A 23105-nucleotide genomic window follows, 5' to 3' on the forward strand; every position below is an offset into this window, starting at 1 on the left:
GCCCCTTTCCGTAACGATAAGAGTCCCTGAAACTGGGGGCGCAGCCGGGAGATGCCGGATGGCGAAAGCCGCCGCTCATAAATCCTCGTCCAGCGCGGACGACACCAAGATTCCGAACACGCCCCAGGCTTCGAAAGAAGACCTGCTGCGCTTCTACCGCGAAATGGTCCTCATCCGCCGCTTCGAGGAGCGCGCGGGCCAGCTTTACGGCATGGGCCTGATCGGCGGCTTCTGCCACCTCTACATCGGCCAGGAGGCCGTGGCGGTGGGCGTTCAGGAGAGCGTCAAGCAGGGCCACGACAAGATCATCACCGGCTACCGCGACCACGGCCACATGCTGGCCGCGGGCATGGACCCCAACGCCGTCATGGCCGAGCTGACCGGCCGTATCGGCGGCTCGTCTAAGGGCAAGGGCGGTTCGATGCACATGTTCGACACCGCGACCGGCTTCTACGGCGGTCACGGCATCGTCGGCGCCCAGGTGGCGCTGGGCACCGGCCTGGCCTTCGCCGGCAAGTACCGTGGCGACGACAGCGTCTCCTTCGTCTACTTCGGCGACGGCGCCTCGAACCAGGGTCAGGTCTACGAGAGCTTCAACATGGCCCAGCTGTGGAAGCTGCCGGCCATCTACATCATCGAGAACAACCAGTACGCCATGGGCACGAGCATTGAACGCTCGTCGTCCACGACCGAGCTCTACATGCGCGGCGCCAGCTTCGGCATTCCGGGCGAGCAGGTCGACGGCATGGACGTGCTGGCGGTCCGCGACGCCACGGCCCGCGCCGTGAAGCGCGCCCGTGAAGGCGGCGGCCCCTACATCCTTGAGGTGAAGACCTACCGCTATCGCGGCCACTCCATGTCGGACCCGGCCAAGTACCGCACCAAGGAAGAGGTCGACGAGGTCAAGAAGACCCGCGACCCGATCGACCACCTGAAAATGCTGCTCGCCGCCGCCAAGGCGACCGAGGAAGAGCTGAAGGCCATCGACAACGAGGTGAAAGCCATCGTCGCCGAAGCCGTGCAGTTCGCACAGGAAAGCCCTGAGCCGGATCCGTCCGAGCTCTATACTGACGTCTACGTGGAGGCCTGATCCGTGACCGACATTCTGATGCCGGCGCTGTCCCCCACGATGGAAGAGGGCACGCTGACCAAGTGGCACATCAAGGCAGGCGACACCGTGTCGGCCGGCCAGGTGATCGCCGAGATCGAAACCGACAAGGCGACGATGGAAGTCGAAGCCGTCGATGAAGGCGAAGTGCTGGAAATCCTCGTCGCCGAGGGTTCCGAGAACGTGAAGGTCAACACGCCGATCGCCCGTCTGGCCGGCGAAGACAGCGCCCCTGCGCCCGCGCCCAAGGCTGAAGCCCCCAAGGCCGAGGCTGCTCCGGCCGCTGCTGCCGCTCCGGCTGCGCCCAAGGTTGAACTGCGCGATCCGGAAATCCCGGCTGACGCCAAGCTGGTCAAGACGACCGTGCGCGACGCCCTGCGCGACGCCATGGCCGAGGAAATGCGTCGTGACGACCGCGTCTTCCTGATCGGCGAGGAAGTCGCCCAGTATCAGGGCGCCTACAAGGTCAGCCGCGACCTGCTGCAGGAGTTCGGCGAGCGCCGCGTCATCGACACCCCGATCACCGAGCACGGCTTCGCCGGTCTCGGCGTCGGCGCCGCCATGGCGGGCCTGAAGCCGATCGTCGAGTTCATGACGTTCAACTTCGCCATGCAGGCGATCGACCACATCATCAACTCGGCGGCCAAGACGCTCTATATGTCGGGCGGTCAGATTCGCGCCGACATCGTCTTCCGTGGTCCCAACGGCGCGGCCAGCCGCGTCGGCGCCCAGCACAGCCAGGACTATTCGGCCTGGTACGCCCAGATCCCGGGCCTGAAGGTCATCGCGCCCTACGATGCTGCCGATGCGAAGGGCCTGCTGAAAGCCGCCATCCGCGATCCGAACCCGGTCGTCTTCCTCGAACACGAAATGCTCTACGGCACCGAGTTCGACGTGCCGGAAGGCGACGACTACGTCCTGCCGATCGGCAAGGCCAAGGTCCGTCGCGAAGGCAAGGACGTCACCATCACGGCTCACGCCCGCATGGTCGGCTTCGCCCTCCAGGCCGCTGAGAAGCTGGCCGAGGAAGGCATCGAGGCCGAGGTCATCGACCTGCGCACCCTGCGTCCGCTGGACCACGAAACCATCGTCGAAAGCGTCAAGAAGACCAGCCGTCTGGTCTCGGCCGAAGAAGGCTGGGGTCCGATGGGCGTTGGCGCTGAGGTCGTGGCCCGCGTGATCGAACACGCCTTCGACTATCTGGATGCGCCGCCGCTGCGCGTGCACCAGGAAGACGTGCCGCTGCCCTACGCCGCCAACCTGGAAGTGCTGTCGCTGCCGGGCGTGGACAAGATCATCGCTGCTGTGAAGAAGGTGATGGCGTGAGCGAGCCGTCCGAGTTCCAATTGACGACGCCCGAAAGCGTCGCCGCTGATCCCCAGGCCATCGAAATCCTGCGGATGTGGTGGTCGAAGGACGAGCCGGTCATGTCGGTGAAGCCTGCCTTCAACGACCCTATCAAGTTCGGCGAACTGCTGGCCTATGCCGCGCGTCACATGGCGCACGGCTACGCCCTGCGTCACGGCCACAACGAACGCGAAGCCTACAACCGCATCCTTCAGGGCCTTTCCGAGGTCGTGAAGGCGGACAACGTTCAGACCGTCGCCGAGCCTGTCGATGCGCCGAAGGGGAACGCATGATGGACGCCGCTGCGCTCGAACAACGCTCGCTGCCGATTCCCGAGGGTCTGAACGCCCCCGAGGACCAGATCATCGAACTGGCCCGCGTCTGGTGGAACGGCGCCGGCCCGATCATGAACATCCGCCCGGCCCTGGCTGAGCCGGGCAACATCGGCGTCGTGCTGGCTGAACTGGCCTGGCACTATTCCCACGCCTACGCCGAGCATCACGGCTTTGATCAAGCTGTGGCGTTCAAGGCTATCTGCGACAGCTGGGATGCGGCCCACGCCAAGGCCCAGGCTGCGAACACGGAGTCCGCTCAATGACCGACATCCTGATGCCGGCCCTGTCTCCGACGATGGAAGAGGGCGTCCTGGCCAAGTGGCACGTCAAGGTGGGGGACGTCGTCTCCGCCGGCGACGTCATCGCCGAGATCGAAACCGACAAGGCGACGATGGAAGTCGAAGCCGTCGACGAGGGCGAAGTCACCGACATCCTGGTCGCCGAAGGCACGGAAGGCGTGAAGGTCAACACCCCGATCGCTCGCCTGAAGGACGAGGGCGGCGCCGCTGCCGCTGCGCCCGCCGCCAAGGCTGAAGCCCCGAAGGCCGAAGCCGCACCGGCCAAGGCTGAAGCGCCCAAGGCTGCAGCGCCTGCCGCTCCTGCCCCCGCTGCGCCGAAGTCGGACAGCGGAGAGCGCATCTTCTCTTCGCCCCTGGCCCGTCGCATCGCCGCCCAGAACGGCGTCGATCTGAAGTCGATCAAGGGCACCGGCCCCCACGGCCGCATCGTCAAGCGCGACGTCGAGGGCGCGACCCAAGCCGCTGGAAAGGGCGCCGCTCAACCGGCGGCCTCCACCACGACCGCCGCTGCGCCCACGGGCATCGCCCCGCGTCAGGCTCAGTCGCTGGCCCAGATGGGCATCCCGGACGGCAGCTACGACCTGATCCCGCTGGACGGGATGAAGAAGGCCGTCGCGCGTCGCATGGTCGACAGCATCCAGAACGTCCCGCACTTCCCGCTCTTCATCGACGTCGAGATCGACCAGCTGATGGCCGTCCGCGCGAAGGTGAACAAGATGCTGGAGCCGCAAGGCATCAAGGTCTCGGTCAATGACTTCGTCATCAAGGCCGCAGCCCTGGCGCTGAAGCAGGTGCCGGAGGCGAACGCCTCTTACACCCCAGAAGGCATCGCCATGCACCACAACGCCGACGTCTCGATGGCTGTGGCGATCGACGGCGGCCTGATCACGCCGATCATCAAGAAGGCCGAGACCAAGGGCCTGGCGCAGATCGCGACCGAGTCCAAGGACCTGGCCAAGCGCGCCCGCGAACGCAAGCTGAAGCCCGAAGAGTTCCAGGGCGGCACCTTCTCGGTGTCCAACCTGGGCATGTTCGGCATCAAGCAATTCACCTCGATCATCAACGAGCCGCAGGGCTGCATCATGAGCGTCGGCGCCGGCGAGCAACGTCCGGTCGTCAAGGACGGGCAACTGGCCGTGGCCACCGTCATGACCGTGACCCTGACCTGCGATCACCGCGTGGTCGACGGCGCAACGGGCGCTCGCTTCCTGCAGGCGTTCAAGCCGCTGATCGAAGATCCCGTGGCGATGCTGGCCTAAGGGGAGGGTGAAGTCATGACCTCGGTTTATGACTTCTCCGCCCGCGCCATCGACGGCACGGACGTGGCGCTGGACCGCTTTCGCGGTCAGGCGCTGCTGATCGTCAATACGGCGTCCAAGTGCGGCTTCACCGGTCAGTATGACGGCCTGGAGAAGCTGCACCGCGACTTCGCCGACGCGCCGTTCCAGGTGCTGGGCTTTCCCTGCAACCAGTTCGGCGCGCAGGAGCCGGGCAGGGCGGCGGAAATCGCCGCCTTCTGCGCCACCAGCTTCGACGTCAGCTTCCCCCTGTTCGACAAGGTGGACGTGAATGGGCCGAACCGGCACCCGCTCTATGCCTGGCTGACCCAGCAGAAGCGCGGCTTCCTGGGCTCCCAGACCATCAAGTGGAACTTCACCAAGTTCCTGACCGACCGCGAAGGCCGCGTCGTCGCGCGCTATTCGCCCCAGACTGAACCTGAGGCCATCAAGGCCGACATCGAGAAGTTGATCTGACCATGGCTGCTGAATTCGATCTCGTCGTCATCGGTTCGGGCCCCGGCGGTTACGTCGCGGCGATCCGCGCCAGCCAACTGGGCCTGAAGGTCGCCATCGTCGAGCGCGAGAACCTGGGCGGCATCTGCCTGAACTGGGGCTGCATCCCGACCAAGGCCCTGCTGAAGTCGGGCGAAAAGTTCGAGAGCCTGTCGCACCTCAAGGAATACGGCCTGTCCGCCTCGGGCGCCTCCTTTGACTTCGACGCCATCATCCAGCGCTCGCGCGGGGTCGCGGCGACGATGAACAAGGGCGTCGCCTACCTGATGAAGAAGAACAAGATCGAGGTGATCGAAGGCTCGGCCACGCTCGAGAAAGGCGCTGCGGCGCCCAAGGTCGTCGTCGCTCTGAAGGCCGGCGGCACGCGCGCCATCGAAGCCAAGACCGTCATGCTGGCCGTCGGCGCCCGCGCCCGCGCCCTGCCGCAGATCGGTCTGGAAGCGGACGGCGACAAAATCTGGGCCTATCGCGACGCCCTTGCCCCCAAGAAACTGCCCAAGACCTTCGTCGTCATCGGCTCGGGCGCCATCGGCATCGAGTTCGCCAGCTTCTATCGCGCCCTCGGCGCCGAGGTGACGGTCGTCGAAGCCGTCGACCGCATCATGCCGGTCGAGGACGAAGAGGTGTCCAAGGCCGCCCAGAAGTCGTTCGAGAAGCGCGGCATCAAGTTCAAGGTCGGCGCCAAGGTCACCAAAGTCTCCAAGGATTCCAAGGGCGTGAAGGTCGCTGTTGAAGTGAACGGCAATGCCGAGACGCTGGAGGCCGAGGTCTGCATCTCGGCCGTCGGCATCACCGCCAACACCGACGGCATCGGCCTGGAGGCGCTGGGCGTCGAGCTGGACCGCGGCCACATCAAGACCGACAGCCACTGCCAGACCAACGTCAAAGGCCTCTACGCCATCGGCGACTGCGCCGGCGCGCCCTGGCTGGCGCACAAGGCCAGCCACGAAGGCATCCACGCCGCCGAGCACATCGCGGCCTACAAGACGCCGAACGTCCATTCGCCCATCGCCGGCTGCACCTACGCCCAGCCTCAGGTCGCCTCGGTCGGCATCACCGAGCAGGGCGCACGCGCCGAGAAGCGCGAGGTCAAGATCGGCCGCTTCCCGTTCCGTGTGAACGGCAAGGCCGTGGCCGCCGGCGAGATCGACGGCTTCGTCAAGGTCATCTTCGACGCCCAGACCGGCGCCCTGATCGGGGCTCACATGATCGGCCACGAAGTCACGGAGATGATCCAGGGCTACGTCACCGCCATCACCATGGAAGCGACGGAAGAAGACATCCACGGCATCGTCTATCCGCACCCGACCATGTCTGAAGCCATGCATGAGGCGGCTCTGGACGCCTACGGACGCGTGATCCACATCTGATCGAGTTGTTAGAAAATCTGAACTGTGGCTAAGAGGATCACCCTCTTGTCTACGGTTCGGAAGTTCCATGATCGTCGCGCCTGATGTTCTCGGCCTGATCGGCAATACGCCTCTGGTGCGACTCAAGCGCGCCTCAGAGCTGACGGGCTGCGAAATCCTCGGCAAGGCCGAGTTCATGAACGTCGGCGGTTCGATCAAGGACCGCGCGGCGCTCAGCATTATTCGTAAGGCGCGGGCGTCCGGCGCGCTGAAGCCCGGCGGCGTCATCGTCGAGGGCACGGCGGGCAATACCGGCATCGGTCTGGCCCTGGTCGGCGCGGCGCTGGGCCACCCGGTCGTCATCGTCATGCCGCGCAGCCAGACGGACGAGAAGAAGCGGGCGGTCCGCCTGCACGGCGCCCGTCTGATCGAGGTCGATCCGGCCCCCTTCGCCAGCCCCAACCACTTCGTCGCCTATTCCCGCCGTCTGGCCGAGGAACTGAACGAGAGCGAGCCGAACGGCGCCTTCTACGCCGACCAGTTCGACAACCTGGCCAATCGCGAAGCCCACTACGAAGGCACCGCGCCGGAAATCTGGAAACAGACGGACGGCGAGATCGACGGCTTCATCTGCGCCGTCGGTTCCGGCGGGACGCTGGCCGGTTGCGCCGCCTATCTGCGTGAACAGAAGCCCGAGATCGCCATTGGTCTGGCCGACGTGCCGGGCGCGGCCCTCTACAGTTGGTTTACCGAGGGCGTCCTGAAGGGCGAAGGCTCCTCGATCACCGAGGGCATCGGGGTCAATCGCATCACCGGCAATCTGGACGGGCTCGCGGTTGATCATCCCTACCGGATCGAGGACGAGGAGTTTTTGCCCATCCTGTTCGACCTGGTGCAGCATGAAGGCTTGTCGCTGGGGCCGTCCAGCGGCGTCAACATCGCCGGGGCCATCCGCATGGCGCGCGACCTGGGGCCGGGCAAGACTATCGTCACCGTCCTGTGCGACGCCGGGCAGCGCTACGCCAGCAAGGTTTACGATCCCGCCTTCCTGACCGCGCGCGGCCTGCCGACGCCGGAGTGGCTGAACCGATGAGCCGCAAGAAGGACGTCGCCGTCGAGAGCCGCATCCCGCCGCTAAATGCCTTGAAGGCGTTCGAGGCCGCCGCGCGGCGCCTGAACATCACTCGTGCCGCCGAAGAACTGTCGGTCACGCCCGGTGCCATCAGCCAGCAAATCCGCATTCTGGAACAGCACGCAGGGGCGCCCCTGTTCCACCGCGAGGGGCGGCAGATCGCCCTGACCGAACTGGGAGCGGAACTCTATCCCCTGCTGCACGACGGCTTCGACTATCTGAAACGGGCAGGGGATATGCTCTATCGCCCCAACCGCCGCCACGCCTTGGCGATCAGCGTGCCGCCGTCTTTTGCCGCCAAGTGGCTGGCCCCGCGTATCGCCCGATTTTCCGCGGCCCACCCCGAGGTCGAGGTCTGGATGTCGGCGGACATGCGCCTGGCCGACGTCGGCGGCGGGCGCGTGGACGTGGCTGTGCGTTATGGACGCGGCGACTATGCCGGCGTGCGGTCCGAGCGACTGCTGAACGCCGACGTGACCCCCGTTTGCAGCCCGGCCTTACTGGCGGGTGTGCATCCGCTCAAACGCCCGGCAGACCTGGTGCATCACACCCTGATCCATCTGCGTCCCAGTGAGCTGGAGGAGCCGCGCCCCGACTGGCCCGCCTGGTTGGCGTCGCGCAAGTTGGCCCAGATCGACGCCTCCGCCGGTCCGCGTTTCGATCAGACGGCATTGGCGATCGAGGCGGCGGCCCATGGCCAGGGCGTGGCCTTGGCCCCGTACGCCTTTGTGGCCGACGATCTCGCCTCCGGTCGTCTGGTCGCGCCATTTGCCGACGGCGCCCTGACGACGGCGCTGGCCTATCATGTGCTGACGCGCCGCAGCGGCGTATCCGAGCCAGCGAGGGCCTTTGTCCGCTGGCTGAAAGACGAGACGCGAACAGCAGAACATCCGATCGACGATCTTTAGTCTGTCCTGCGGGGAGCGCGCCGCGGGCAGGATACGCCTCTGAATCCGGCGCCCCTTGCCCGAGAGCGCCTAGACCGTCGTCCAAAATCGTCAGGTCCCAGCCCTCGGATCGTGACCGATAGCCGATGGGGTATAAACGCGGCGGGGGGCACATGCCTGAAGTGCCTGTTGACGACCGTCAGCCGCCTCTCGACAACATTTGCGTGAACAGTCCGGATTTGCAGTCACGGAAATCCTGAAGCGGCAGCGCGGGCGCCGGCTTATCCGGCCTTGCAGCTAGCCCTGGACGAGGCCGGCTCGCGAAAGACCGGCAGTAATCGCGGCGTTGGTCAGGGTGAACGAGGCCGGTGCCTTCTCCAGGATGACCCTTAGGCACGGCATGGGCCGATCTCGTTCTGGCGGAAATCGGATGCGGCGCCGTTTCAAGCCTTATGGCTGAACACCTCAGCCGCCCCAGAGGAAGGCGGTCGGCACGGCGTAGCGTTCCTGGCCGATTGTCACCGTCACGGTGTCCTCGCCGGTCATGGCCGAGCGCGCGCCGGGGTTCCGCGCCTGGCCCTCCGCGTCGAAGCTGAGGGTCCGTCCCTTGCTGTTTTCCAACAGCAGGGTGACGTCCGCGCTGCGGTCGGCGCGGCGCACGACGCCGGCCTGACACTGGCCTGAGGGCGGCAGGCCGGGACCACGACACCCGATCGAGGCTACGGCGTTGAACGCTGTGCCTTGCACGCGGGCGTCGGCCGCCTCCGTCACCTGGCGCGCACGGCGGGGGACGGAGATCAGGGCGACGCCGTCCACCTGGCCGACCGATGTCCCGCCGAGTGCGGCAATGGCGGCTTGATCTGAGGCCGGGCAGCCCACCAGGTCGGCGCTGTCGTCCAGATACTCGACAGTGGCGGCGGTTTCGCCGACGCGCCGGCACGGAGCGCCCGCAGCCGGATAGCCGTCACCCACGATGCGAAGCGCGGCGGGCCAGGCGAAGGGCGTAGATGTTGGCGCCGCCGTCGAGATCGGCGCCGTGGCCTTGCTCTGTTCCGGCTGGCTGCAGGCGACCAGGCTCACGGCCGCCACCGAACCGAGCAGCAGGGAGGCGGATTTAGCAGGCGTCATGGCGGCGCTCTTCTCAGCGGGACGTGCGGCTGATGACGATGGAGTAGGAACCGGTTTCGCCCCGGCGCGCCGTGGCGCGGACCTGATAGGGCTGGATCATATAGGTCCCGTCCGCCTTGGCCTCGATCACAGCCTCTTCGCCATCGACATCGCCCCGATGGGCGGCGACACCCTGATCCGCCACGTCGAAGACATTCATGTAGAGGTTGGTGTTGCCGGGCTTGAACGTCACCTTCAGGGTCTGGCCCGCCGCCACGGGGATGACATAGGCCGGCGCCTCATAACCGCGAACTTCGCCCGTTACCGTCGTCTCGCCGTCGCCGGACAGGGTCACGGCTTCGACGGTCGTCTCCGGCGTCACGCGCGCCTTGGCGGCGGTCATGTCGACCGCGGGCAGGACGGCGGCCTGGCTCGGCGGGGGCGCGGCCGCCGCCGGCGCAGCGGTCGGGGAGGGCGCGTCTGCGGGCGCTGGCTCGGATGGAGACGGGCTGCAAGCGGCCAGGCCGACTGTGGCGGCCGCCAGAATGGTGACGTAGTTCATAATCCGCGCTCTCTGATCCGCAGGCGATGCATCTGCCGCATCCTCCGTATCGCGGGAGGAGCGGCAAAGGTTCCGCAGCCTTCTCGGACTTATAGAAATTTGCGGCAAGGCTCTGTTTTCGTGAAACGGTTTAGCCGAGTGAGACCTCCTCGCCGCGACGCCATCAAGGTGGTGGTGATGGATTTCAGCAAGGGCCCACGCCCCCAAGCCAATAGCGCGCACTGGCAAGCTGACCGGGTTTCCCGCGAGAGCGCTGACGAATTTGGAGGAATTCTAGAGCGCAGAAGCCCGCAAAAACGGTATGTCTTTGAAAAGGATGGTGGACGCGACAGGGATTGAACCTGTGACCCACTCGGTGTGAATTGTATTCAAGCGGTTTCAGGCTTTTTCAAACCGTTTCAAATCTTGTTATAAATTACTGTTTTTATGTGGTTTATTGTTCCATCTTGGTTTCAGGCCATTTCAGGCAGTTTCGTTTTGGGCGCCCCCCTGGCGCCCCCCTTGATGTACTATGAGGGGGTCAGAAGTGATTTGGGGGAAAAGATGCCTCAGGATCCCGTGCGTACCGATCGTCAGATCGCCGCCCTCAGGTCGCGCGAAGCGAGATACGAAGTGGCTGTCGCGGACAGTCGAGGCCTCTATATTCGCGTCTGGCCGACGGGCGCAAAAGGTTTCGAGCTTCGCTATACCGCCGAGAACGGCAAACGCCGTCGTCATGTGCTGGGCGCCTATCCGGACGTCACCCTAGCGGAGGCTCGTCGTCTGTCTGCTGCTGCCCGGGTCGCTGTCTTGGGCGGGACAGATCCTGTCGCCGAACGCAGTGCGCGTCGGGAGGAAGCAAGGACGGGAGAGACGCTCGAAGACCTGGCTGAGGCCTACTGGAGGGCGGCGAGCAAGGGGCTGCACGGCGGACGTCGACGTCCGAAGCAGGCGAGAACCATAGAGTCCGAACGTTCGCTGTTCCGTCGCTACATAAAGCCGGCTCTCGGCGATATGAGATTTGCAGCCATCAGGCGCACGGATATCCGTATCTTCATGCGGGACATGGCGGCGAACAGCGGCCTTGCCCCCGCCAGTCTGGCCTCAGTCGGGGGCGTCCTTCTGGGCGTGCTGGGCTTTGCGGTTTACGAGGACCGCCTAGAAGCCAATCCGGCCTACGGACTGACCAGGCCCCTTGCGCTCATGCCCCGCGAACGGATGTTCGATGACGAGGCGCTGCGGATTCTATGGAATGAGGCTTCGTTGGCGTCGCTCCCCCGGACGCCAGGCGAAAAGACGGCCGGCAAACATGCCCGCCTCGACGCCCCCACCGGGCTGGCTATCCAGTTCCTGATGACGACCCTGACCCGACGGTCTGAAGCCGCCGAGGTGCTCTGGAGCGAGATCGACATGGACAGCGCCGTGTGGACGATTCCTTCGCATCGATCAAAGGCGCGACATGTTCAGGTAGTGCCCCTTCCAAACGAAGCCCTGGCCATCCTGCGGCGCGCGCGAGCGCTGTATCCGAAGAGCCCCTGGGTCTTCCCGGCGCCGCGCAACCGGACGGGTCCCGTGGACTCCCGCGCTTTGACGCGGGCCGTTGTCCGCACCTGCACGCGTCGCAACCTGCCTGCGGGTTCACCTCACGACGTGCGCCGCTCCGGAGCCACGACCCTGACCGGCAGGTACGGGGTAGGGCGTTTCATCGTCGGTCACCTGCTGGGCCATACAGTACGGGACGGCGCGACCGTCACGGGCGTCTACGACCGTTATAGCTACATGGCGGAGAAGCGGGCGGCCCTTCAGACCTGGGCCAGCCATGTCGCCAATCTGAAACCCTCCGGACAGCGCGATCAAGCGGGTCAGCCAAGCTGGGAATAGACGTCGCTTCCCCATATCGCATCCTCGATTACGAGAGGAGGCACCCATCATGGCTGGAGGCTGGACCCGAGACGGCGCGGTGCTCGACCAGATTCATGACACTGTCATCGACGGCGTCCTCACCGCACGCGCCCGGATGCCCACCGGGCCAGGCCGAGAAACCTGTCTTGAGTGTGGAGACCCCATTCCTGCAGCGCGTCGCCGCGCCATGCCTGGCGCGGTGACCTGTGTGTCCTGCCAGACCGGTAGGGATGCCCGGATTGTGACCGGCGGCATCAACCGGCGCGGGAGCAAGGACAGCCAGTTGCGCTAGGGCTTGGGGGAGGGGTCCACACCTTGTGTGCTGCATACCCTCTGCCCAACCCTGTGTCCGGTATCGGCCACTTGCCACCCGCTTAGCCTCCTGAACGTAGTAGGCTCCATGGCGACCTATGATTTCATCGTAAGCGGGATGGATCCCGAGATGGCCCTCGAGGGCGCGGCGTCTACGGACGCCGAGGCGTGGCGGGAGGCCATCCTCTTCCTTTCGGAAATGTTGCGAGAGAAGCCTGTTCGAGAAGGCGGCGCCTTTTCGCTTCAGGTTATTGTCCGGAACAAAGGTCGGGAAATATGTCGGGTGGGCGCTTCGGCTCATTAAAGCCTACGCTGGAGAGGCGAAAAAGAAGACGGCCGGTACGCCAAAGGGGGGCAATCGCGGAGCCGGCCGTCTGCCGATCTTCTCCCCATGAAGAATCTGCATCCGGACAACGTCGCGTCTGGGGCGCCGCTCCCTCGGTCGTGTTCCGGACATATCACGCGGTTTCAGGAGAGAGGCGCGCGCTGGCGGGCTTTTCGGTGCGGCGTGGAGCGGGACGGATGGCCCGGCGTTGCTACGAAAGTCATCAGGAGCAGAGACATGAGCATGCACGACCAAGCCTTCAGAACTGTGGAACTCCCGGCGCTTCCGGGAAAACTGGGTGAAATCGACGCTCTTCTACAGGCGGCCAGATCCTCCGGAACCGCGATCGGGGAACGCACCGTGCTCCAGGAGATCGCGCGTATTATCGATCGCCCTTCTGGCGGCGACATCTACCAGAAGCCGCTCGGCTGATCGCCGTTTCCGGATCACGGCGTTTCCGGCGAAATGTTCAAAACCCGACATAACCTCGAAAGGCGGACTTAATCGCTGATTTGGGCCGGTTTGCGAGCGAATTTCTGGGTTCCGCCGGAGGTGTTGAAATTTCGACCGGCAACCCTTCAGGGGGTGACCGCTTGAAATCGCTCACAACGAAAGGCGCTCGAATGAAGCTGATAATTCCCGCTCTCGCCGTGACGGCGCTGATGCTGACCGCATGCGGAGACAATTCTTCCGATCGCGGACAGGTCGAAGGTCCCGTGGTTTCAGGGTCTGAAGCACCGCGCAATCCAGCCGTCGACACAGGCGGCGGCGATACGCTCACACCGGGAGCCAACTCCTTCACGGAGGCTCAGGCGCGTTCGGCGATCGAGAAGCAGGGCTATGTGATTTCGGGCCCTTTAAGCCAGGACGCCCAGGGTTTGTGGAGCGCGCCCGCCACCAAGGACGGCGCCGAGGCCGTGGTCTCGGTCGACTACAAGGGCGACGTGAGCGCCGCCGCACCGGGTCGCTGACCCTTTAACGACATCTGATTTTTCAAAGGAGCTCTCATGCCCGCCGTCACCCGCCTGTTCGACCACCATACCGAGGCCTTGGCCGCCGTTTCTGAACTCGAGGCCGCAGGCTTTGATCATTCGGCCATCAGCATTGTCTCCAACAATGCGGAAGAGTGGCATGACGGCCATCAACACAAGGACCGTACCGGCGCCGCCCTGGGCGACAGGAACGGCGACGGCGTCAACGACGTCGGCGAAGGGGCGGGCAAGGGCGCGGCTGCAGGCGGCGCCCTGGGCGCCGGGGCCGGCGTCCTGGCGGGCCTCGGTATGCTGGCGATCCCGGGCCTGGGGCCAGTCGTTGCGGCCGGTTGGCTGGCGTCGACAGTCGTGGGCGCCGCCGTGGGCGCGACGGCCGGGGGCGCGACCGGCGGTCTTCTCGGCGCGCTCAAGGAAGCGGGACATGGCGATGAAGACGCCCATGTCTATGCAGAGGGCGTTCGACGCGGCGGCACGCTCGTGAGCGTCAGGACTACGGACGCGGAGCGCGCGCGGGTCGAGACCATCCTGGATAATCGCCGGGGCCTGGATGCTGTCACGCGAGGCGGCGTCTATCGTCAGGCGGGCTGGACCGAGTTCGACCCGCGTGGCGAACCCTATAGTCCGGAACAGATCAGGGCCGAACGCGCGCGCTACCGCTGACGCCGGTCAAAACCCCGGGGCGTCTCTCCTGACCGGAGCGGCGCCCTCTTTTATTCGGATGGCGGTGTCGCCCAGACGACATTTCCGCCCATCGGGCGTCTTACGGCGTTCCCGGTCCAGACAAGGGCTGGAGACATGGGCGTCGTCATTTCTTTTCCCGACAGGGGCCGTTCAGGTCGCAGACGGCGCGGCTGGAGGCTAGCGGTTGTCGGCCTCTGCGCTGGCTTGCTCGTCGCGGCCGGCGTCGTCCTGGCGGGCCAGGATCTTCTTCGAGGAGGACGGGGCGGCCTGTTGAAGGAGGCGGCAGGCCGCTCAGCATCGGTCGCTCCGGTCATCCCTGATCAGGCGGCTGTATCGCGTTGATCAGCATCGTTGGAGACCCAGCTTGCAGGTTCAGCAGGGCGTTGCGGGGCGACGACCATGGTCCCAGAGGGCGTCCTGCTGTCGCCGCAGCCGCAGGACACGGCGCGCAGACCGGCCAGGTCGAGAATCTGGACCTCGCCACGTCCAAACCGGACCAGACCCAGGGCCTGAAGACGCCTCGCGGCGGCGTTGACGCTGGTCCTTTGCACGCCGAGCATGGCGCCGAAATCAGCCTGGGTCAGGCGGAGGGGGCGCCATTGGCCCCGCAATGCAGCCGGACCAGCCACTTCGCCAGCCGCTCCTGAACGAGGTGGGAGGCGTTGCAGGCCGCTTCGGCGACCAGACCGCTCAATCGTCTGGAAGACTGCCGGGCGACAAGGCGGTTGAGCCGTTCGCGGCCGAGACCATCGACGAGGCAAGCGGCGGCACTTGGCAAAATGTGGTGTCGATCAGGGCCTTGGCCGTTGGCCGGTCGGCGTCGGGCTCAAGGGCGTGGTCCCAACCGTGAACCGACCCGGCGACGACGGTCGCGGCGCAGATGCGGTCGCCGTGGGGGAAGAGGCCCAGAACGCCTGCGAGAACAAAGGAGAGAAAGCCGGTTTCCACGAGGGGCTCGCCGGAAGGGATCGTCATCAGTCTGCTGTGAGGCTGGGCGATCGACTGGATGCTGCGCGGGAGCGCCTGGAAGACAGGATGGTCGACCAGGTCCAGGTGCGGACGATGAAGACCGCAACCTGTATTGGTGAGGCTGATCATAGTTTGCATGTCGGACTCCTGAGCACAGAGTGACGCACCGGGCGCGAGCCGCACTTACATGGGTTAGGAAAAGCGGGAGGAGACTGGAAAGGCGTTTGCAGCGGGCGTCGTGTTTTCCGCCAATGTCCGGCTCAGTGCACAGGGAACGAGGGGCAAGACGCTGAATTGAGCTTCTGGAACAGGAGGCGACATGACCCTTTACACCGTCTGCTACAGCGCACGTGGACAGGCGTGCTGAGAACCGAGGCCGTCGTCGCGGATGAGGCCCGGTCAGCGATCGCCTTGGTGGAACGTCGCCTGGGCGCGAGCCGGACCTTCCAGAAAGCCAAGGTTTTCGAGGACGGGGAGCTGCGATTCAACGTCTCGTCGGACGCTAGGGGGCGTGGCGACGACGGGCGGCGGAACCAGCCCGAGATTGTGATGTCTCTACAGTCGCGCCAGCGACGGAACGCGTCCGGCGCCGGGGGATTATCACGACGCACCCTATGGCGAGGAGACCGTCCTGATCAGCCCCCTGATCCAGAAGCTGTCGCGTCGTGATGAACTCTCCGGCCGGGAGAAGGAGGTTCTGGGAGAGCTTCTTCAGCCTCCAGTGGTCATTTCGGCGGGGAGAGACATCGTCCGGCAGCATTCATCGCCCGGGTTCAGCACCCTGATCCTCGACGGCTTCGCCGCCCGGTATGTCGTGCTGATGAACGGCGCAAGGCAGATCACGGAACTGAATGTGCCCGGCGACTTTGTCGATCTGCACAGTCTGATGATGAACCCCATGGATCATGGGGTGGTGGCGCTCACCACCTGCACGGTCGCGCAGTCGCCTCATGACGGCCTGCGCCGTCTGACAGAGAGCGAACCCCATCTGACCCGGCTGCTCTGGATGGACACGCTGATCGACGCCGCCGTGCACCGGCAATGGATCGCTGGCCTGGGGCGCCGGACCGCCGTGGCGCGGCTCGCCCATCTCCTTTGCGAACTCTATCTCCGCCTGGAGACCGTCCATCGCGCAGGAAGCGGCAGGATGGAGCTTCCTCTCAGTCAGGCCGTGCTCGCAGACGTCCTCGGGCTGTCGGACGTCCACGTCAATCGCTCCATCGCCCAACTGCGGGGCGCGGAACTGGTGAAATGGACAGGACGCGCCATTGAGATCTGCGACTGGGACGCTCTTGTAAGGCAGGCGGACTTCGATCCCACCTATCTGAGGCTGACAAGGGCCCCGGTCTAGGATCGGTCCAGCTCGAAGCCGTCGAGGACAAGACCCGAGGGGCGCCGATGGCTGCGGAACTTCCATAGAGCGACCGGCTCTGGAACCGGCACGTCCGGGAGGCTCTCTAGCCCGACCAGCCGTTCTTTCAGGTCTGTCTCGCAATATTTGTCGCGGGGCAGGGCGTCTAGCCGTTCGAGCAGGCCGTTCAAACCCTCTTCGAGAGCGGCGTGGTCCCGCCATAGCCGCCGCCATCGCCGGATCCAGGCGCGCGTGGCCAGGATCTCGGACGGCGTCGCCGTCTCCACCTCGCCTGCGATGACCCGCATCAGGTCCATGATCGCGATCAGATCGTCCACGGCCGCGCGGTCGACATCGACATAGCGGGGGTAAAGCAGTTCCTCGCGGATGATGGAGGCCATGGCGAACAGCCTGCAGAGTTCGGCAGGGCGGTCCGCGCCTGTCTCTGACTCGAGATGGTCCTTGAAACGACTGTCGAGATAGCGGAGCTCGGCGAGCATGTTCAAAACCTCCTTCTTTCTAGAGCACGGACGGGGATTAAATCCCGATCGTCTGCGCCCCGGCGCCCAGAGTTCGCTTTTGGTCACTTGCAGTGGATGGGCGAAACCTGTGAATCCGGACCGGGAGGCGGGGGCCGGTCTTTTCGCAACCCCTGCCGGAGGCAGGGATTGTTTCAGGATGCAGAACCAGATCGTGATCGTGGGGGGCGGCGCAGGCGGGCTTGAGCTCGCCGCTCTTCTCGGCCGGCGGCTGGGCCCTCACGAAGGACCTCGTAAGGTGGTCCTGATAGACCGGGCGATCTTCCATCTGTGGAAGCCTTCTCTTCATGAAGTCGCGGCGGGCTCGCTGGACTCTAGGCAGGAAGGCCTCGACTATCTGATGCTCGCGCGCCGCAATCATTTCAGGTTCATGCTGGGCGAGGTCGAAGGCCTCGACCCCGTCGCGCGCCGTCTTCGTCTGGCTGAAACCCGGGACGTCGAGGGCGCTCTCCTTATCGGCGCGCGCGTGCTGAACTATGAGCGTCTGGTCCTGGCGACGGGCGCCGGAAGCCATCTGTTCGACACGCCCGGCGCGGCTGAACACGCCTGTCTGCTCGAGGACGTCGCGGACGCGGAGGCCTTTCACCGGCGGCTCGCCGCGCTCTTCCTGTCATCCGCCTATGACAGTCGCCGACTGCTCAGGATCGCCATCGTCGGGGCCGGCGCGACCGGGGTCGAACTCGCCACGGAGCTTCTGGAAGGACACGCTGTCCTGTCGGCGGCGCTCGACCCGACCGAGCGCTTCACGCTGGAGGTCACGGTCGCGGAGGCAGCGCCCCGCATCCTCGGCGGCCTGCCCGAGGCGGTCGCTGCCAAGGCAGCCCGCGCGCTGAAGGCGCGCGGCGTCAGGCTCGCGGTAGGCGCGCGCGTAACGCGGGTGCGGGCCGACAGCCTGGAAACCAGCGTCGGCGAGATTCCAGCCGATCTGATCGTATGGGCCGCAGGGGTTAAGGCGGGCGAGATCAACAGGACCTTCGGCCTGGCGACGGGCCGCCTCAACCAGTTCGTCGTGGACGACCGGCTCCGCGCCTCCGCCCCCGGTGTCTACGCCATGGGCGATTGCGCCGAAGCCCCCGGCCCCGACGGACGCCCGGTGCCGGCCAGGGCCCAGGCGGCATCCCAGGAGGCCGCCTATCTGGCCAGGGTCCTGACGCGACCCGGGGATCCCGAACCCTATCATTACCGCGACAGGGGGTCCCTCATCTCCCTCGGCCCGGGTCATGGACTGGGCTCACTCATGGGGGGACTGGCCGGACCCGACTTCCTGATTGAGGGGCTTGTCGCCCGATGGGCCTATATGGCCCTTCACCTGGAGCACCACCGCGTCGTCGTCGGCCTGCGAAGAACCGTGCTGCTCGCCCTGAGCCGGTTGATCCACCGCCGGGTTTCGGGGCGGTTGAAGCTGCACTGACGAAGGGGCATACCCCGGTCAGATCAGTGGGCCTAAGCGGTCACACACGCCGGGTGGGCGACCGTCGCCGGGATGAAGTCCGGCTTCGGATCATTCCGAAGCGACGCATCAGGGGCGTCCGGCCGAAGATGAAACCCAGCAGACGGCCAAGAAGGCCGTCTGGTTTTATCGGTGTGGATCCTCGCTCTCGACATGAAGCCATCCTGACCCTGTGCACGGGGCGCCAAACACCATGGGCTAGGACGACGGGGGCCCATCGCGAGCGACCGCGCGTGGGCTCCGGACCGGCGAGCCGGATTCAGGCTGGCCCCTCCAAGGCGCCTTTTGGGAGCTTGTCCTGTTCTGGAGTTAGGGCGCTCAGGCGACAGCTCCGCCGCAATTGCGCTCTAGGTCCGGGTCGAGGCCGCCGTGGAGCGGGTGTCGCCGCCCGCGTTCTGGCCGGCGCGAAAGATCTGGATGGGCTTCTTTTCCTCGAGACCGTCGGAGCGTCCGTCCGTACGGGCCGGCGCTGTCACCGTGGGGTCGGTATTGTCCTCGGGGTTCGGTCGGGGCGGTTTGTCAGGGCGGCGGTCCATGGCGTCCTCGCTTGCAGGGCCTGAGGTCAACCGTCGAGGGACCGGCCGGTTCCGGTCGCGCCGGGCCTCAGAAGGCCGCGGGAATGAGCGGCCCGCAGACGGCGCTGAGGTTGGCCGCCTGGACGAGGCCGGGGAGATCCTGCAGCACGGTGCGTCCTGTCCTGTAGTCGACGAAAACGTTTCGTCGAAGCTGCTGGAGGGTGCGGTTCATGTGGACCGCGCTGAGGCCGAGAATGTCGGCGAGGACGTTCTGGGTCAGGGAAGGTGGAGAGCGCCGCCGCGCGCGGACCCGAGCCGGACCTGTCGCTCGTGCAGTTCGAGGAGCAGGTGGGCCGTACGTTCGTAGGCGTTGAGGTGTCCAAGACGTATGACCTGGCGCGCCATGCGCAGGCGTTCGGCCGTCCGGCAACGCCGCCAGGCCTCTCTCAGGGGAGAGGCCTGGGTCCCGGGTTCGGAAAGCGTGGTCCAGAAGGCGGTGGCGTCCACCGTGACGATCTCGGTCAGGGCCCAGACCTGGAGATCGGCGTCCACCGATCCCGAGGCCACGATCACGTCGCCGGGCAGGCTCTTTTCCCGGCCTGTCCTCCACTGGGCCGGGGGCTACGGCGAAGCGGAATGGTCACGGCCAGGCTCACGCCTGCGACGGCAGGTTATCCTTGTTGAAGCGGCCCAGCCGATCGACCAGGGCGCTTCCGGCGGCGTTCAGGCCCGTGACCTCGACGACGGCGCCTTGGCGACGGTAGCGGAAGACCACCTTGTCCAGGGCGGCCACGCCGGTCAGGTCCCACAGATGAGCGTCGCTCATGTCGATCTCGACCCGTTCAGGACGTCCATGATGCTCGAAGCCGGCGGCGAAAAGCTCGGCGGAAGCAAAAAAGACCTGGCCTGAAACCCTGTAGCGCAGCACGCCTGGTTCGGATGTCGGGACCTCGGTCACGACCAGGGTCTTGCCGATCTTGCGCATGAAGAAGATCGCCGACAGGACCACCCCCAGGACGACGCCCTTGGACAGGTCATGGGTGGCCACCACCGTGCCGGTCGTGGCGATCATGACCACGGAGGATTGCAGCGGGGTCGTGCGCAGGTTTCGGATCGAGCCCCAATCGAAGGTGCCGACCGAGACCATGATCATGACGGCCACCAGGGCCGCCATGGGAATGCGCGCGACCCAGTCTTGCAGCACCAGGATCAGGAACAGGAGGAAGAGACCCGCCCACAGGGTCGACAGTCGCCCTCGCGCGCCGGAGGTGACGTTGATCATCGACTGGCCGATCATGGCGCAACCCGCCATGCCGCCCATAAAGCCGGAGGCGATGTTGGCGATGCCCTGGCCCCGCGTTTCCCGGTCCTTGTCTGAGGGGGTGTCGGTGATGTCGTCGATCAGGTTGGCGGTCAGCAGGCTCTCCAGCAGTCCGACGAAGGCCAGGGTGGCCGAAACAGGGGCGATGATGGCGAAGGTTTCCCACGTCAGGGGAACCATGGGCAGGTGGAACATCGGCAGGGTCGAGGGCATCTGGCCCATGTCGCCGACGGTGCGGACGTCCAGGCCTGTCCAGATGACGAAGCCGCTGAGCAGGAGGATGGCGACCAGGGCGGACGGCACGGCGCGAGTGAGGCGCGGCAGGCCGTAGATGACGGCGAGGCCGGCGGCGACGAGGGCGAAGGTGCGCCAGTCTCCTCCGATTAACTCGGGCATCTGGGCCAGGAAGATGAGGATGGCGAGCGCGTTGACGAAGCCGGTCATGACGCTGCGACTGACGAACTTGATATAGCGGCCCAGTTTCAGCAGGCCGATGGCGATCTGGAATAGGCCGCACAGGATCGAGGCGGCGAACAGGTATTCCAGCCCGTGATCACGCACCAGCGTGACCATGAGCAGGGCCATGGCCCCGGTAGCCGCGGAAATCATGGCCGGGCGCCCGCCGACCAGGGAGATGGTCACAGCGATGATGACGCTGGCGTAGAGGCCGACCGCCGGATCGACCCCGGCGATGATGGAGAAGGCTATGGCCTCGGGGATGAGGGCCAGGGCCACGACGGTCCCGGCCAGCAGGTCACGGCGGGGGCTGGCGAGCCATTGCTGACGCGCGGAAGCGATGAGGGTCATTGGATTTGCGTCTTCAGGTCGGCTGCAAGACCCGGCGCTCGGCCGATGTCATGGGCAGCCTCGAAGTTTCCCGACGGATCGGCGGACGGGATAGCCACCCGTCGCCTGCAGGCAGGTCCGGGTCCGAGGTGAGGACGTCTGATGCGGGCCGCCGCTTGAAAAGGCAAGTCTGCGACGCCGGATGTCCGCGACGGCCGTTTCGTTCAGGACAGCGGCGGGTGCGTGAAGCCCGAGCGACCGGCGGTCATTCCGTTCCACACAGACGGCCAGCCGCTGCAAGACGGCCCGGATTAGCAACGCTGGGTCGAAAAGCGGACGTCTGGAACCCATTGGCCTGTCCAGATCTGAATGGTTGATTCAGGAGGTTCCGATGCCGAAAAAGACCCTGCTGCGTTCCCGCGCCGGCGTGCAACTGGAGCGGTTGCCCCGTTCAACGAAGAACGGAAAAGATTTTCCCCGCTTCCGGGTCTCTGACGCCCGGCGCGGCGTCCTGCTTTTGATCCAAGATGAAGGCGAGGCACATCGCGCCTTTGCCAGGACGCTGGCGGCACGTCTGCAGGCGCGCCCAGTCGTCCCGAAGACCGCCCCGATGATGGTGGGATTCTGATCCGTTATTACCTTAGTTTTCGAGGCTTTGGCGGATTCAGGTCACAGGTTCATCAGACGCGTTCTCCTGAGAATGAGCTTTGCAAACGGTCCGGGCACAAAGGTCTTCCCTTTGTCTTCGGTGTCCGGATCGATCAGCCCACAGCCCGGGTCACCCGAGTGGTTTTTGAACGTGTTCCCGATTTCCTCGCCGTCGGGTCCAGGGGACTGCCGTGCTAAGATCTGTGCGTTTGACCGCTTCGTCGGACGTCGCGGCGTACTGTTTGCCGCCCGGCGCGGCGGCGTTGTCCTCGCGGCCTTTGAATAGTTCACGTACCCTGTCGGGTCTCAATGCGTGGAGCGGCGGCGGGTCTCCCAGCCCTTTTTTGCGGCTGCCGAGCGATCGGCCTTGGACCGGGCGGCAGATGCCGCGCCGCCTTTGCGTCCGCCCTCATGAGCTGCAGGGTGGCCGGTGGTCGTTCATCGTCTGGCCTTCGACGAGGCTGCGCCAACGTCGCGAAGAACATTGCCTGAGCCGTACGTCTCAGGAAGCGACGGTTCGTTGCACGCCAGCGGCATCGCCGTGTGCGACTGGCGACCAGGACGGAACCTCCATCTTATGCTTCACGAGGGTCGTGCGCTGGCCTGGTCTGGCCTCGCCGCATCCGCAGGAAACGGCGCGCAATCCGGCGAGATTGAGAATCTGCACCTTGCCGCGACCGAAACGAACGAGCCCTTCCGTCTGAAGACGACCGGCTGCAGCGTTGATGCTGGTGCGCTGGACCCCGAGCATGGCGCCGATATCGGCCTGGGTCAGGGAAAGAGGCGCGCCATTGGCCCCGCAATGCAGCCGGACGAGCCATTTGGCGAGTCGTTCGACAACCAGATGGGAGGCGTTGCAGACGGCCTCCTCGGCCAGAAAATGCAAACGGCGGGGCGACTGGCGCGCAACCAGCCGTGTCAGCCATTCGCGCCCCATGGAATCGACAATGCATGCCGTCGGGACTTGGCAGGTGAGGGTGTCGATCAGGGCGCGCGCGACGGGCAGGGGCGCATCCGGATCAAGCGCTCGATCCCATCCATAGACGGCGCCCGCCACGACTGCGGAGACGCAGACCCTTTCGTTTCCGGGAGAGAGACCCAGAACACCGGCGAGAACAAAATGGAGACAGCCCGATCCCGGCGCCGTCTCCCCGGAGTCCAGATGAATCAGAATGCTTTTCTCGGCCGCGATCGCCTGGGCCCTGGGCGGCAAGGCCTGAAAGACCGGGTGATCCTGGAGGCCGAGGTTCGCCCGCTGCGAGGCGGTATGAAAAGGCGTGACGCTTTGCGAAGTCTGCATATCGTACTCCCTGTCACTGTCACTGTCAGTATCCGCGCCTGGAGGAGAGGCCGCGCCTACATAGGTTAGGAGAATGTAACTTTCATCGCGCCGGCGTCCAGATGGTGGAGGCCAAT

27 protein-coding genes and 1 other annotated feature are annotated in these 23105 nt (G+C 65.5%); of the genes, 17 read left to right on the top strand and 10 right to left on the bottom strand.

The window, feature by feature from the left end:
• Positions 1-58 precede the first annotated feature (58 nt).
• The 9 genes from pdhA (at position 59) to gcvA (ending at position 8271) form a co-directional block, all read left to right on the top strand.
• Positions 59-1090, top strand: coding sequence for a pyruvate dehydrogenase (acetyl-transferring) E1 component subunit alpha (pdhA, locus tag HNP51_RS06775; RefSeq protein ID WP_184268400.1), 1032 nt, complete (start codon positions 59-61; stop codon positions 1088-1090).
• Positions 1091-1093: 3 nt separating this feature from the next.
• Positions 1094-2434: a pyruvate dehydrogenase complex E1 component subunit beta gene (locus HNP51_RS06780; RefSeq protein WP_184268402.1), complete on the top strand. Its 1341-nt coding sequence runs from the start codon at positions 1094-1096 to the stop codon at positions 2432-2434.
• Complete coding sequence (locus tag HNP51_RS06785; protein WP_184268404.1) at positions 2431-2748, top strand: DUF5076 domain-containing protein; 318 nt, start codon at positions 2431-2433, stop codon at positions 2746-2748. The genes HNP51_RS06780 and HNP51_RS06785 overlap by 4 nt, the downstream gene beginning before the upstream one ends.
• The gene (locus HNP51_RS06790) at positions 2745-3053 is read left to right on the top strand and encodes a DUF5076 domain-containing protein (protein WP_184268406.1); all 309 of its coding nucleotides are present in this window, start codon (positions 2745-2747) and stop codon (positions 3051-3053) included. The genes HNP51_RS06785 and HNP51_RS06790 overlap by 4 nt, the downstream gene beginning before the upstream one ends.
• On the top strand, positions 3050-4348 hold the full coding sequence (locus tag HNP51_RS06795) for a pyruvate dehydrogenase complex dihydrolipoamide acetyltransferase (protein WP_184268408.1): 1299 nt from the start codon (positions 3050-3052) through the stop codon (positions 4346-4348). The genes HNP51_RS06790 and HNP51_RS06795 overlap by 4 nt, the downstream gene beginning before the upstream one ends.
• A 15-nt stretch (positions 4349-4363) precedes the next feature.
• A complete protein-coding gene (locus tag HNP51_RS06800; protein ID WP_184268410.1) occupies positions 4364-4843 on the top strand; it encodes a glutathione peroxidase in 480 nt (159 codons plus the stop codon).
• Between the two features lie 2 nt (positions 4844-4845).
• Positions 4846-6252 carry a dihydrolipoyl dehydrogenase gene (lpdA, locus tag HNP51_RS06805; protein ID WP_184268412.1) on the top strand — a complete coding sequence of 469 codons (1407 nt, stop codon included), beginning with the start codon at positions 4846-4848 and terminating at the stop codon, positions 6250-6252.
• Between the two features lie 67 nt (positions 6253-6319).
• Positions 6320-7324 (top strand): cysteine synthase A, encoded by a 1005-nt coding sequence (locus tag HNP51_RS06810; RefSeq protein WP_184268413.1) that lies wholly within the window; start codon positions 6320-6322, stop codon positions 7322-7324.
• Entirely contained in the window at positions 7321-8271 is a 951-nt protein-coding gene (gene gcvA / locus HNP51_RS06815) for a transcriptional regulator GcvA (protein WP_184268415.1), read from the top strand. Before HNP51_RS06810 ends, gcvA begins: the two co-directional genes overlap by 4 nt.
• A 444-nt stretch (positions 8272-8715) precedes the next feature.
• On the opposite strand, the gene HNP51_RS06820 is transcribed toward gcvA, so the two are convergent.
• Together HNP51_RS06820 and HNP51_RS06825 are read right to left on the bottom strand one after the other, a co-directional pair.
• On the bottom strand, positions 8716-9378 hold the full coding sequence (locus HNP51_RS06820) for a hypothetical protein (protein WP_184268417.1): 663 nt from the start codon (positions 9376-9378) through the stop codon (positions 8716-8718).
• A 13-nt stretch (positions 9379-9391) separates the two neighbouring features.
• Positions 9392-9919: a hypothetical protein gene (locus HNP51_RS06825; protein ID WP_184268419.1), complete on the bottom strand. Its 528-nt coding sequence runs from the start codon at positions 9917-9919 to the stop codon at positions 9392-9394.
• 558 nt (positions 9920-10477) lie between these two features.
• Here HNP51_RS06825 and HNP51_RS06830 point away from each other — a divergent pair.
• The 5 genes from HNP51_RS06830 (at position 10478) to HNP51_RS06850 (ending at position 14089) form a co-directional block, all read left to right on the top strand.
• A complete protein-coding gene (locus HNP51_RS06830) occupies positions 10478-11779 on the top strand; it encodes a site-specific integrase (protein ID WP_184268421.1) in 1302 nt (433 codons plus the stop codon).
• 49 nt (positions 11780-11828) lie between these two features.
• The gene (locus HNP51_RS06835; protein WP_184268423.1) at positions 11829-12092 is read left to right on the top strand and encodes a DksA/TraR family C4-type zinc finger protein; all 264 of its coding nucleotides are present in this window, start codon (positions 11829-11831) and stop codon (positions 12090-12092) included.
• A gap of 582 nt (positions 12093-12674) precedes the next feature.
• Complete coding sequence (locus tag HNP51_RS06840) at positions 12675-12869, top strand: hypothetical protein (RefSeq protein WP_184268425.1); 195 nt, start codon at positions 12675-12677, stop codon at positions 12867-12869.
• A gap of 191 nt (positions 12870-13060) precedes the next feature.
• Positions 13061-13408 carry a hypothetical protein gene (locus HNP51_RS06845; RefSeq protein WP_184268427.1) on the top strand — a complete coding sequence of 116 codons (348 nt, stop codon included), beginning with the start codon at positions 13061-13063 and terminating at the stop codon, positions 13406-13408.
• 36 nt (positions 13409-13444) lie between these two features.
• A complete protein-coding gene (locus tag HNP51_RS06850) occupies positions 13445-14089 on the top strand; it encodes a hypothetical protein (protein WP_184268429.1) in 645 nt (214 codons plus the stop codon).
• A 341-nt stretch (positions 14090-14430) separates the two neighbouring features.
• On the opposite strand, the gene HNP51_RS06855 is transcribed toward HNP51_RS06850, so the two are convergent.
• Together HNP51_RS06855 and HNP51_RS06860 are read right to left on the bottom strand one after the other, a co-directional pair.
• Positions 14431-14739, bottom strand: a complete 309-nt coding sequence (locus tag HNP51_RS06855) for a helix-turn-helix domain-containing protein (RefSeq protein WP_184268431.1) — start codon at positions 14737-14739, stop codon at positions 14431-14433.
• A 61-nt stretch (positions 14740-14800) separates the two neighbouring features.
• Positions 14801-15208, bottom strand: a complete 408-nt coding sequence (locus HNP51_RS06860) for a Crp/Fnr family transcriptional regulator (protein WP_184268433.1) — start codon at positions 15206-15208, stop codon at positions 14801-14803.
• A gap of 592 nt (positions 15209-15800) precedes the next feature.
• Between HNP51_RS06860 and HNP51_RS06865 the strand changes: the two genes are divergently transcribed.
• Positions 15801-16430 carry a Crp/Fnr family transcriptional regulator gene (locus HNP51_RS06865; RefSeq protein ID WP_311769910.1) on the top strand — a complete coding sequence of 210 codons (630 nt, stop codon included), beginning with the start codon at positions 15801-15803 and terminating at the stop codon, positions 16428-16430.
• On the opposite strand, the gene HNP51_RS06870 is transcribed toward HNP51_RS06865, so the two are convergent.
• Positions 16427-16930 carry a hypothetical protein gene (locus HNP51_RS06870; protein WP_184268435.1) on the bottom strand — a complete coding sequence of 168 codons (504 nt, stop codon included), beginning with the start codon at positions 16928-16930 and terminating at the stop codon, positions 16427-16429. The genes HNP51_RS06865 and HNP51_RS06870 overlap by 4 nt on opposite strands.
• A 178-nt stretch (positions 16931-17108) precedes the next feature.
• On the opposite strand from HNP51_RS06870, the gene HNP51_RS06875 reads away from it, so the two are divergent.
• The gene (locus HNP51_RS06875; RefSeq protein ID WP_184268437.1) at positions 17109-18380 is read left to right on the top strand and encodes an NAD(P)/FAD-dependent oxidoreductase; all 1272 of its coding nucleotides are present in this window, start codon (positions 17109-17111) and stop codon (positions 18378-18380) included.
• Between the two features lie 386 nt (positions 18381-18766).
• Here HNP51_RS06875 and HNP51_RS06880 read toward each other — a convergent pair whose 3' ends face one another.
• From HNP51_RS06880 to HNP51_RS06890, 4 genes are all read right to left on the bottom strand, one after another.
• Complete coding sequence (locus tag HNP51_RS06880) at positions 18767-18955, bottom strand: hypothetical protein (RefSeq protein WP_184268439.1); 189 nt, start codon at positions 18953-18955, stop codon at positions 18767-18769.
• 67 nt (positions 18956-19022) lie between these two features.
• Positions 19023-19166: a hypothetical protein gene (locus tag HNP51_RS18515; protein WP_260398366.1), complete on the bottom strand. Its 144-nt coding sequence runs from the start codon at positions 19164-19166 to the stop codon at positions 19023-19025.
• A 44-nt stretch (positions 19167-19210) separates the two neighbouring features.
• Positions 19211-19507 carry a hypothetical protein gene (locus tag HNP51_RS18520; RefSeq protein ID WP_260398367.1) on the bottom strand — a complete coding sequence of 99 codons (297 nt, stop codon included), beginning with the start codon at positions 19505-19507 and terminating at the stop codon, positions 19211-19213.
• Positions 19508-19586: 79 nt separating this feature from the next.
• A complete protein-coding gene (locus HNP51_RS06890) occupies positions 19587-21062 on the bottom strand; it encodes a SulP family inorganic anion transporter (RefSeq protein WP_184268441.1) in 1476 nt (491 codons plus the stop codon).
• A 64-nt stretch (positions 21063-21126) separates the two neighbouring features.
• Positions 21127-21190: a sequence feature (sul1 is cis-regulatory element that is thought to sense ions involved in sulfur or methionine metabolism; They are found in Alphaproteobacteria), on the bottom strand.
• 242 nt (positions 21191-21432) lie between these two features.
• On the opposite strand from HNP51_RS06890, the gene HNP51_RS06895 reads away from it, so the two are divergent.
• Positions 21433-21669 carry a hypothetical protein gene (locus HNP51_RS06895; RefSeq protein WP_184268443.1) on the top strand — a complete coding sequence of 79 codons (237 nt, stop codon included), beginning with the start codon at positions 21433-21435 and terminating at the stop codon, positions 21667-21669.
• A gap of 522 nt (positions 21670-22191) precedes the next feature.
• Here HNP51_RS06895 and HNP51_RS06900 read toward each other — a convergent pair.
• Positions 22192-22989, bottom strand: coding sequence for a Crp/Fnr family transcriptional regulator (locus HNP51_RS06900; RefSeq protein WP_184268445.1), 798 nt, complete (start codon positions 22987-22989; stop codon positions 22192-22194).
• Between the last annotated feature and the right edge of the window lie 116 nt (positions 22990-23105).

This window comes from Brevundimonas bullata, from assembly GCF_014207965.1.
Taxonomy (GTDB): Bacteria; Pseudomonadota; Alphaproteobacteria; order Caulobacterales; family Caulobacteraceae; genus Brevundimonas; species Brevundimonas bullata_A.

Coding starts and splice junctions, on each gene's coding strand:
- pdhA (WP_184268400.1), top strand. CDS start 59: ATGGCGAAAGCCGCCGCTCATAAATCCTCGTCCAGCGCGGACGACACC.
- HNP51_RS06790 (WP_184268406.1), top strand. CDS start 2,745: ATGATGGACGCCGCTGCGCTCGAACAACGCTCGCTGCCGATTCCCGAG.
- HNP51_RS06795 (WP_184268408.1), top strand. CDS start 3,050: ATGACCGACATCCTGATGCCGGCCCTGTCTCCGACGATGGAAGAGGGC.
- HNP51_RS06800 (WP_184268410.1), top strand. CDS start 4,364: ATGACCTCGGTTTATGACTTCTCCGCCCGCGCCATCGACGGCACGGAC.
- lpdA (WP_184268412.1), top strand. CDS start 4,846: ATGGCTGCTGAATTCGATCTCGTCGTCATCGGTTCGGGCCCCGGCGGT.
- HNP51_RS06810 (WP_184268413.1), top strand. CDS start 6,320: ATGATCGTCGCGCCTGATGTTCTCGGCCTGATCGGCAATACGCCTCTG.
- gcvA (WP_184268415.1), top strand. CDS start 7,321: ATGAGCCGCAAGAAGGACGTCGCCGTCGAGAGCCGCATCCCGCCGCTA.
- HNP51_RS06820 (WP_184268417.1), bottom strand. CDS start 9,378: ATGACGCCTGCTAAATCCGCCTCCCTGCTGCTCGGTTCGGTGGCGGCC.
- HNP51_RS06825 (WP_184268419.1), bottom strand. CDS start 9,919: ATGAACTACGTCACCATTCTGGCGGCCGCCACAGTCGGCCTGGCCGCT.
- HNP51_RS06835 (WP_184268423.1), top strand. CDS start 11,829: ATGGCTGGAGGCTGGACCCGAGACGGCGCGGTGCTCGACCAGATTCAT.
- HNP51_RS06840 (WP_184268425.1), top strand. CDS start 12,675: ATGAGCATGCACGACCAAGCCTTCAGAACTGTGGAACTCCCGGCGCTT.
- HNP51_RS06845 (WP_184268427.1), top strand. CDS start 13,061: ATGAAGCTGATAATTCCCGCTCTCGCCGTGACGGCGCTGATGCTGACC.
- HNP51_RS06850 (WP_184268429.1), top strand. CDS start 13,445: ATGCCCGCCGTCACCCGCCTGTTCGACCACCATACCGAGGCCTTGGCC.
- HNP51_RS06860 (WP_184268433.1), bottom strand. CDS start 15,208: ATGATCAGCCTCACCAATACAGGTTGCGGTCTTCATCGTCCGCACCTG.
- HNP51_RS06870 (WP_184268435.1), bottom strand. CDS start 16,930: ATGCTCGCCGAGCTCCGCTATCTCGACAGTCGTTTCAAGGACCATCTC.
- HNP51_RS06875 (WP_184268437.1), top strand. CDS start 17,109: ATGCAGAACCAGATCGTGATCGTGGGGGGCGGCGCAGGCGGGCTTGAG.
- HNP51_RS06880 (WP_184268439.1), bottom strand. CDS start 18,955: ATGGACCGCCGCCCTGACAAACCGCCCCGACCGAACCCCGAGGACAAT.
- HNP51_RS18515 (WP_260398366.1), bottom strand. CDS start 19,166: ATGAACCGCACCCTCCAGCAGCTTCGACGAAACGTTTTCGTCGACTAC.
- HNP51_RS06890 (WP_184268441.1), bottom strand. CDS start 21,062: ATGACCCTCATCGCTTCCGCGCGTCAGCAATGGCTCGCCAGCCCCCGC.
- HNP51_RS06895 (WP_184268443.1), top strand. CDS start 21,433: ATGCCGAAAAAGACCCTGCTGCGTTCCCGCGCCGGCGTGCAACTGGAG.
- HNP51_RS06900 (WP_184268445.1), bottom strand. CDS start 22,989: ATGCAGACTTCGCAAAGCGTCACGCCTTTTCATACCGCCTCGCAGCGG.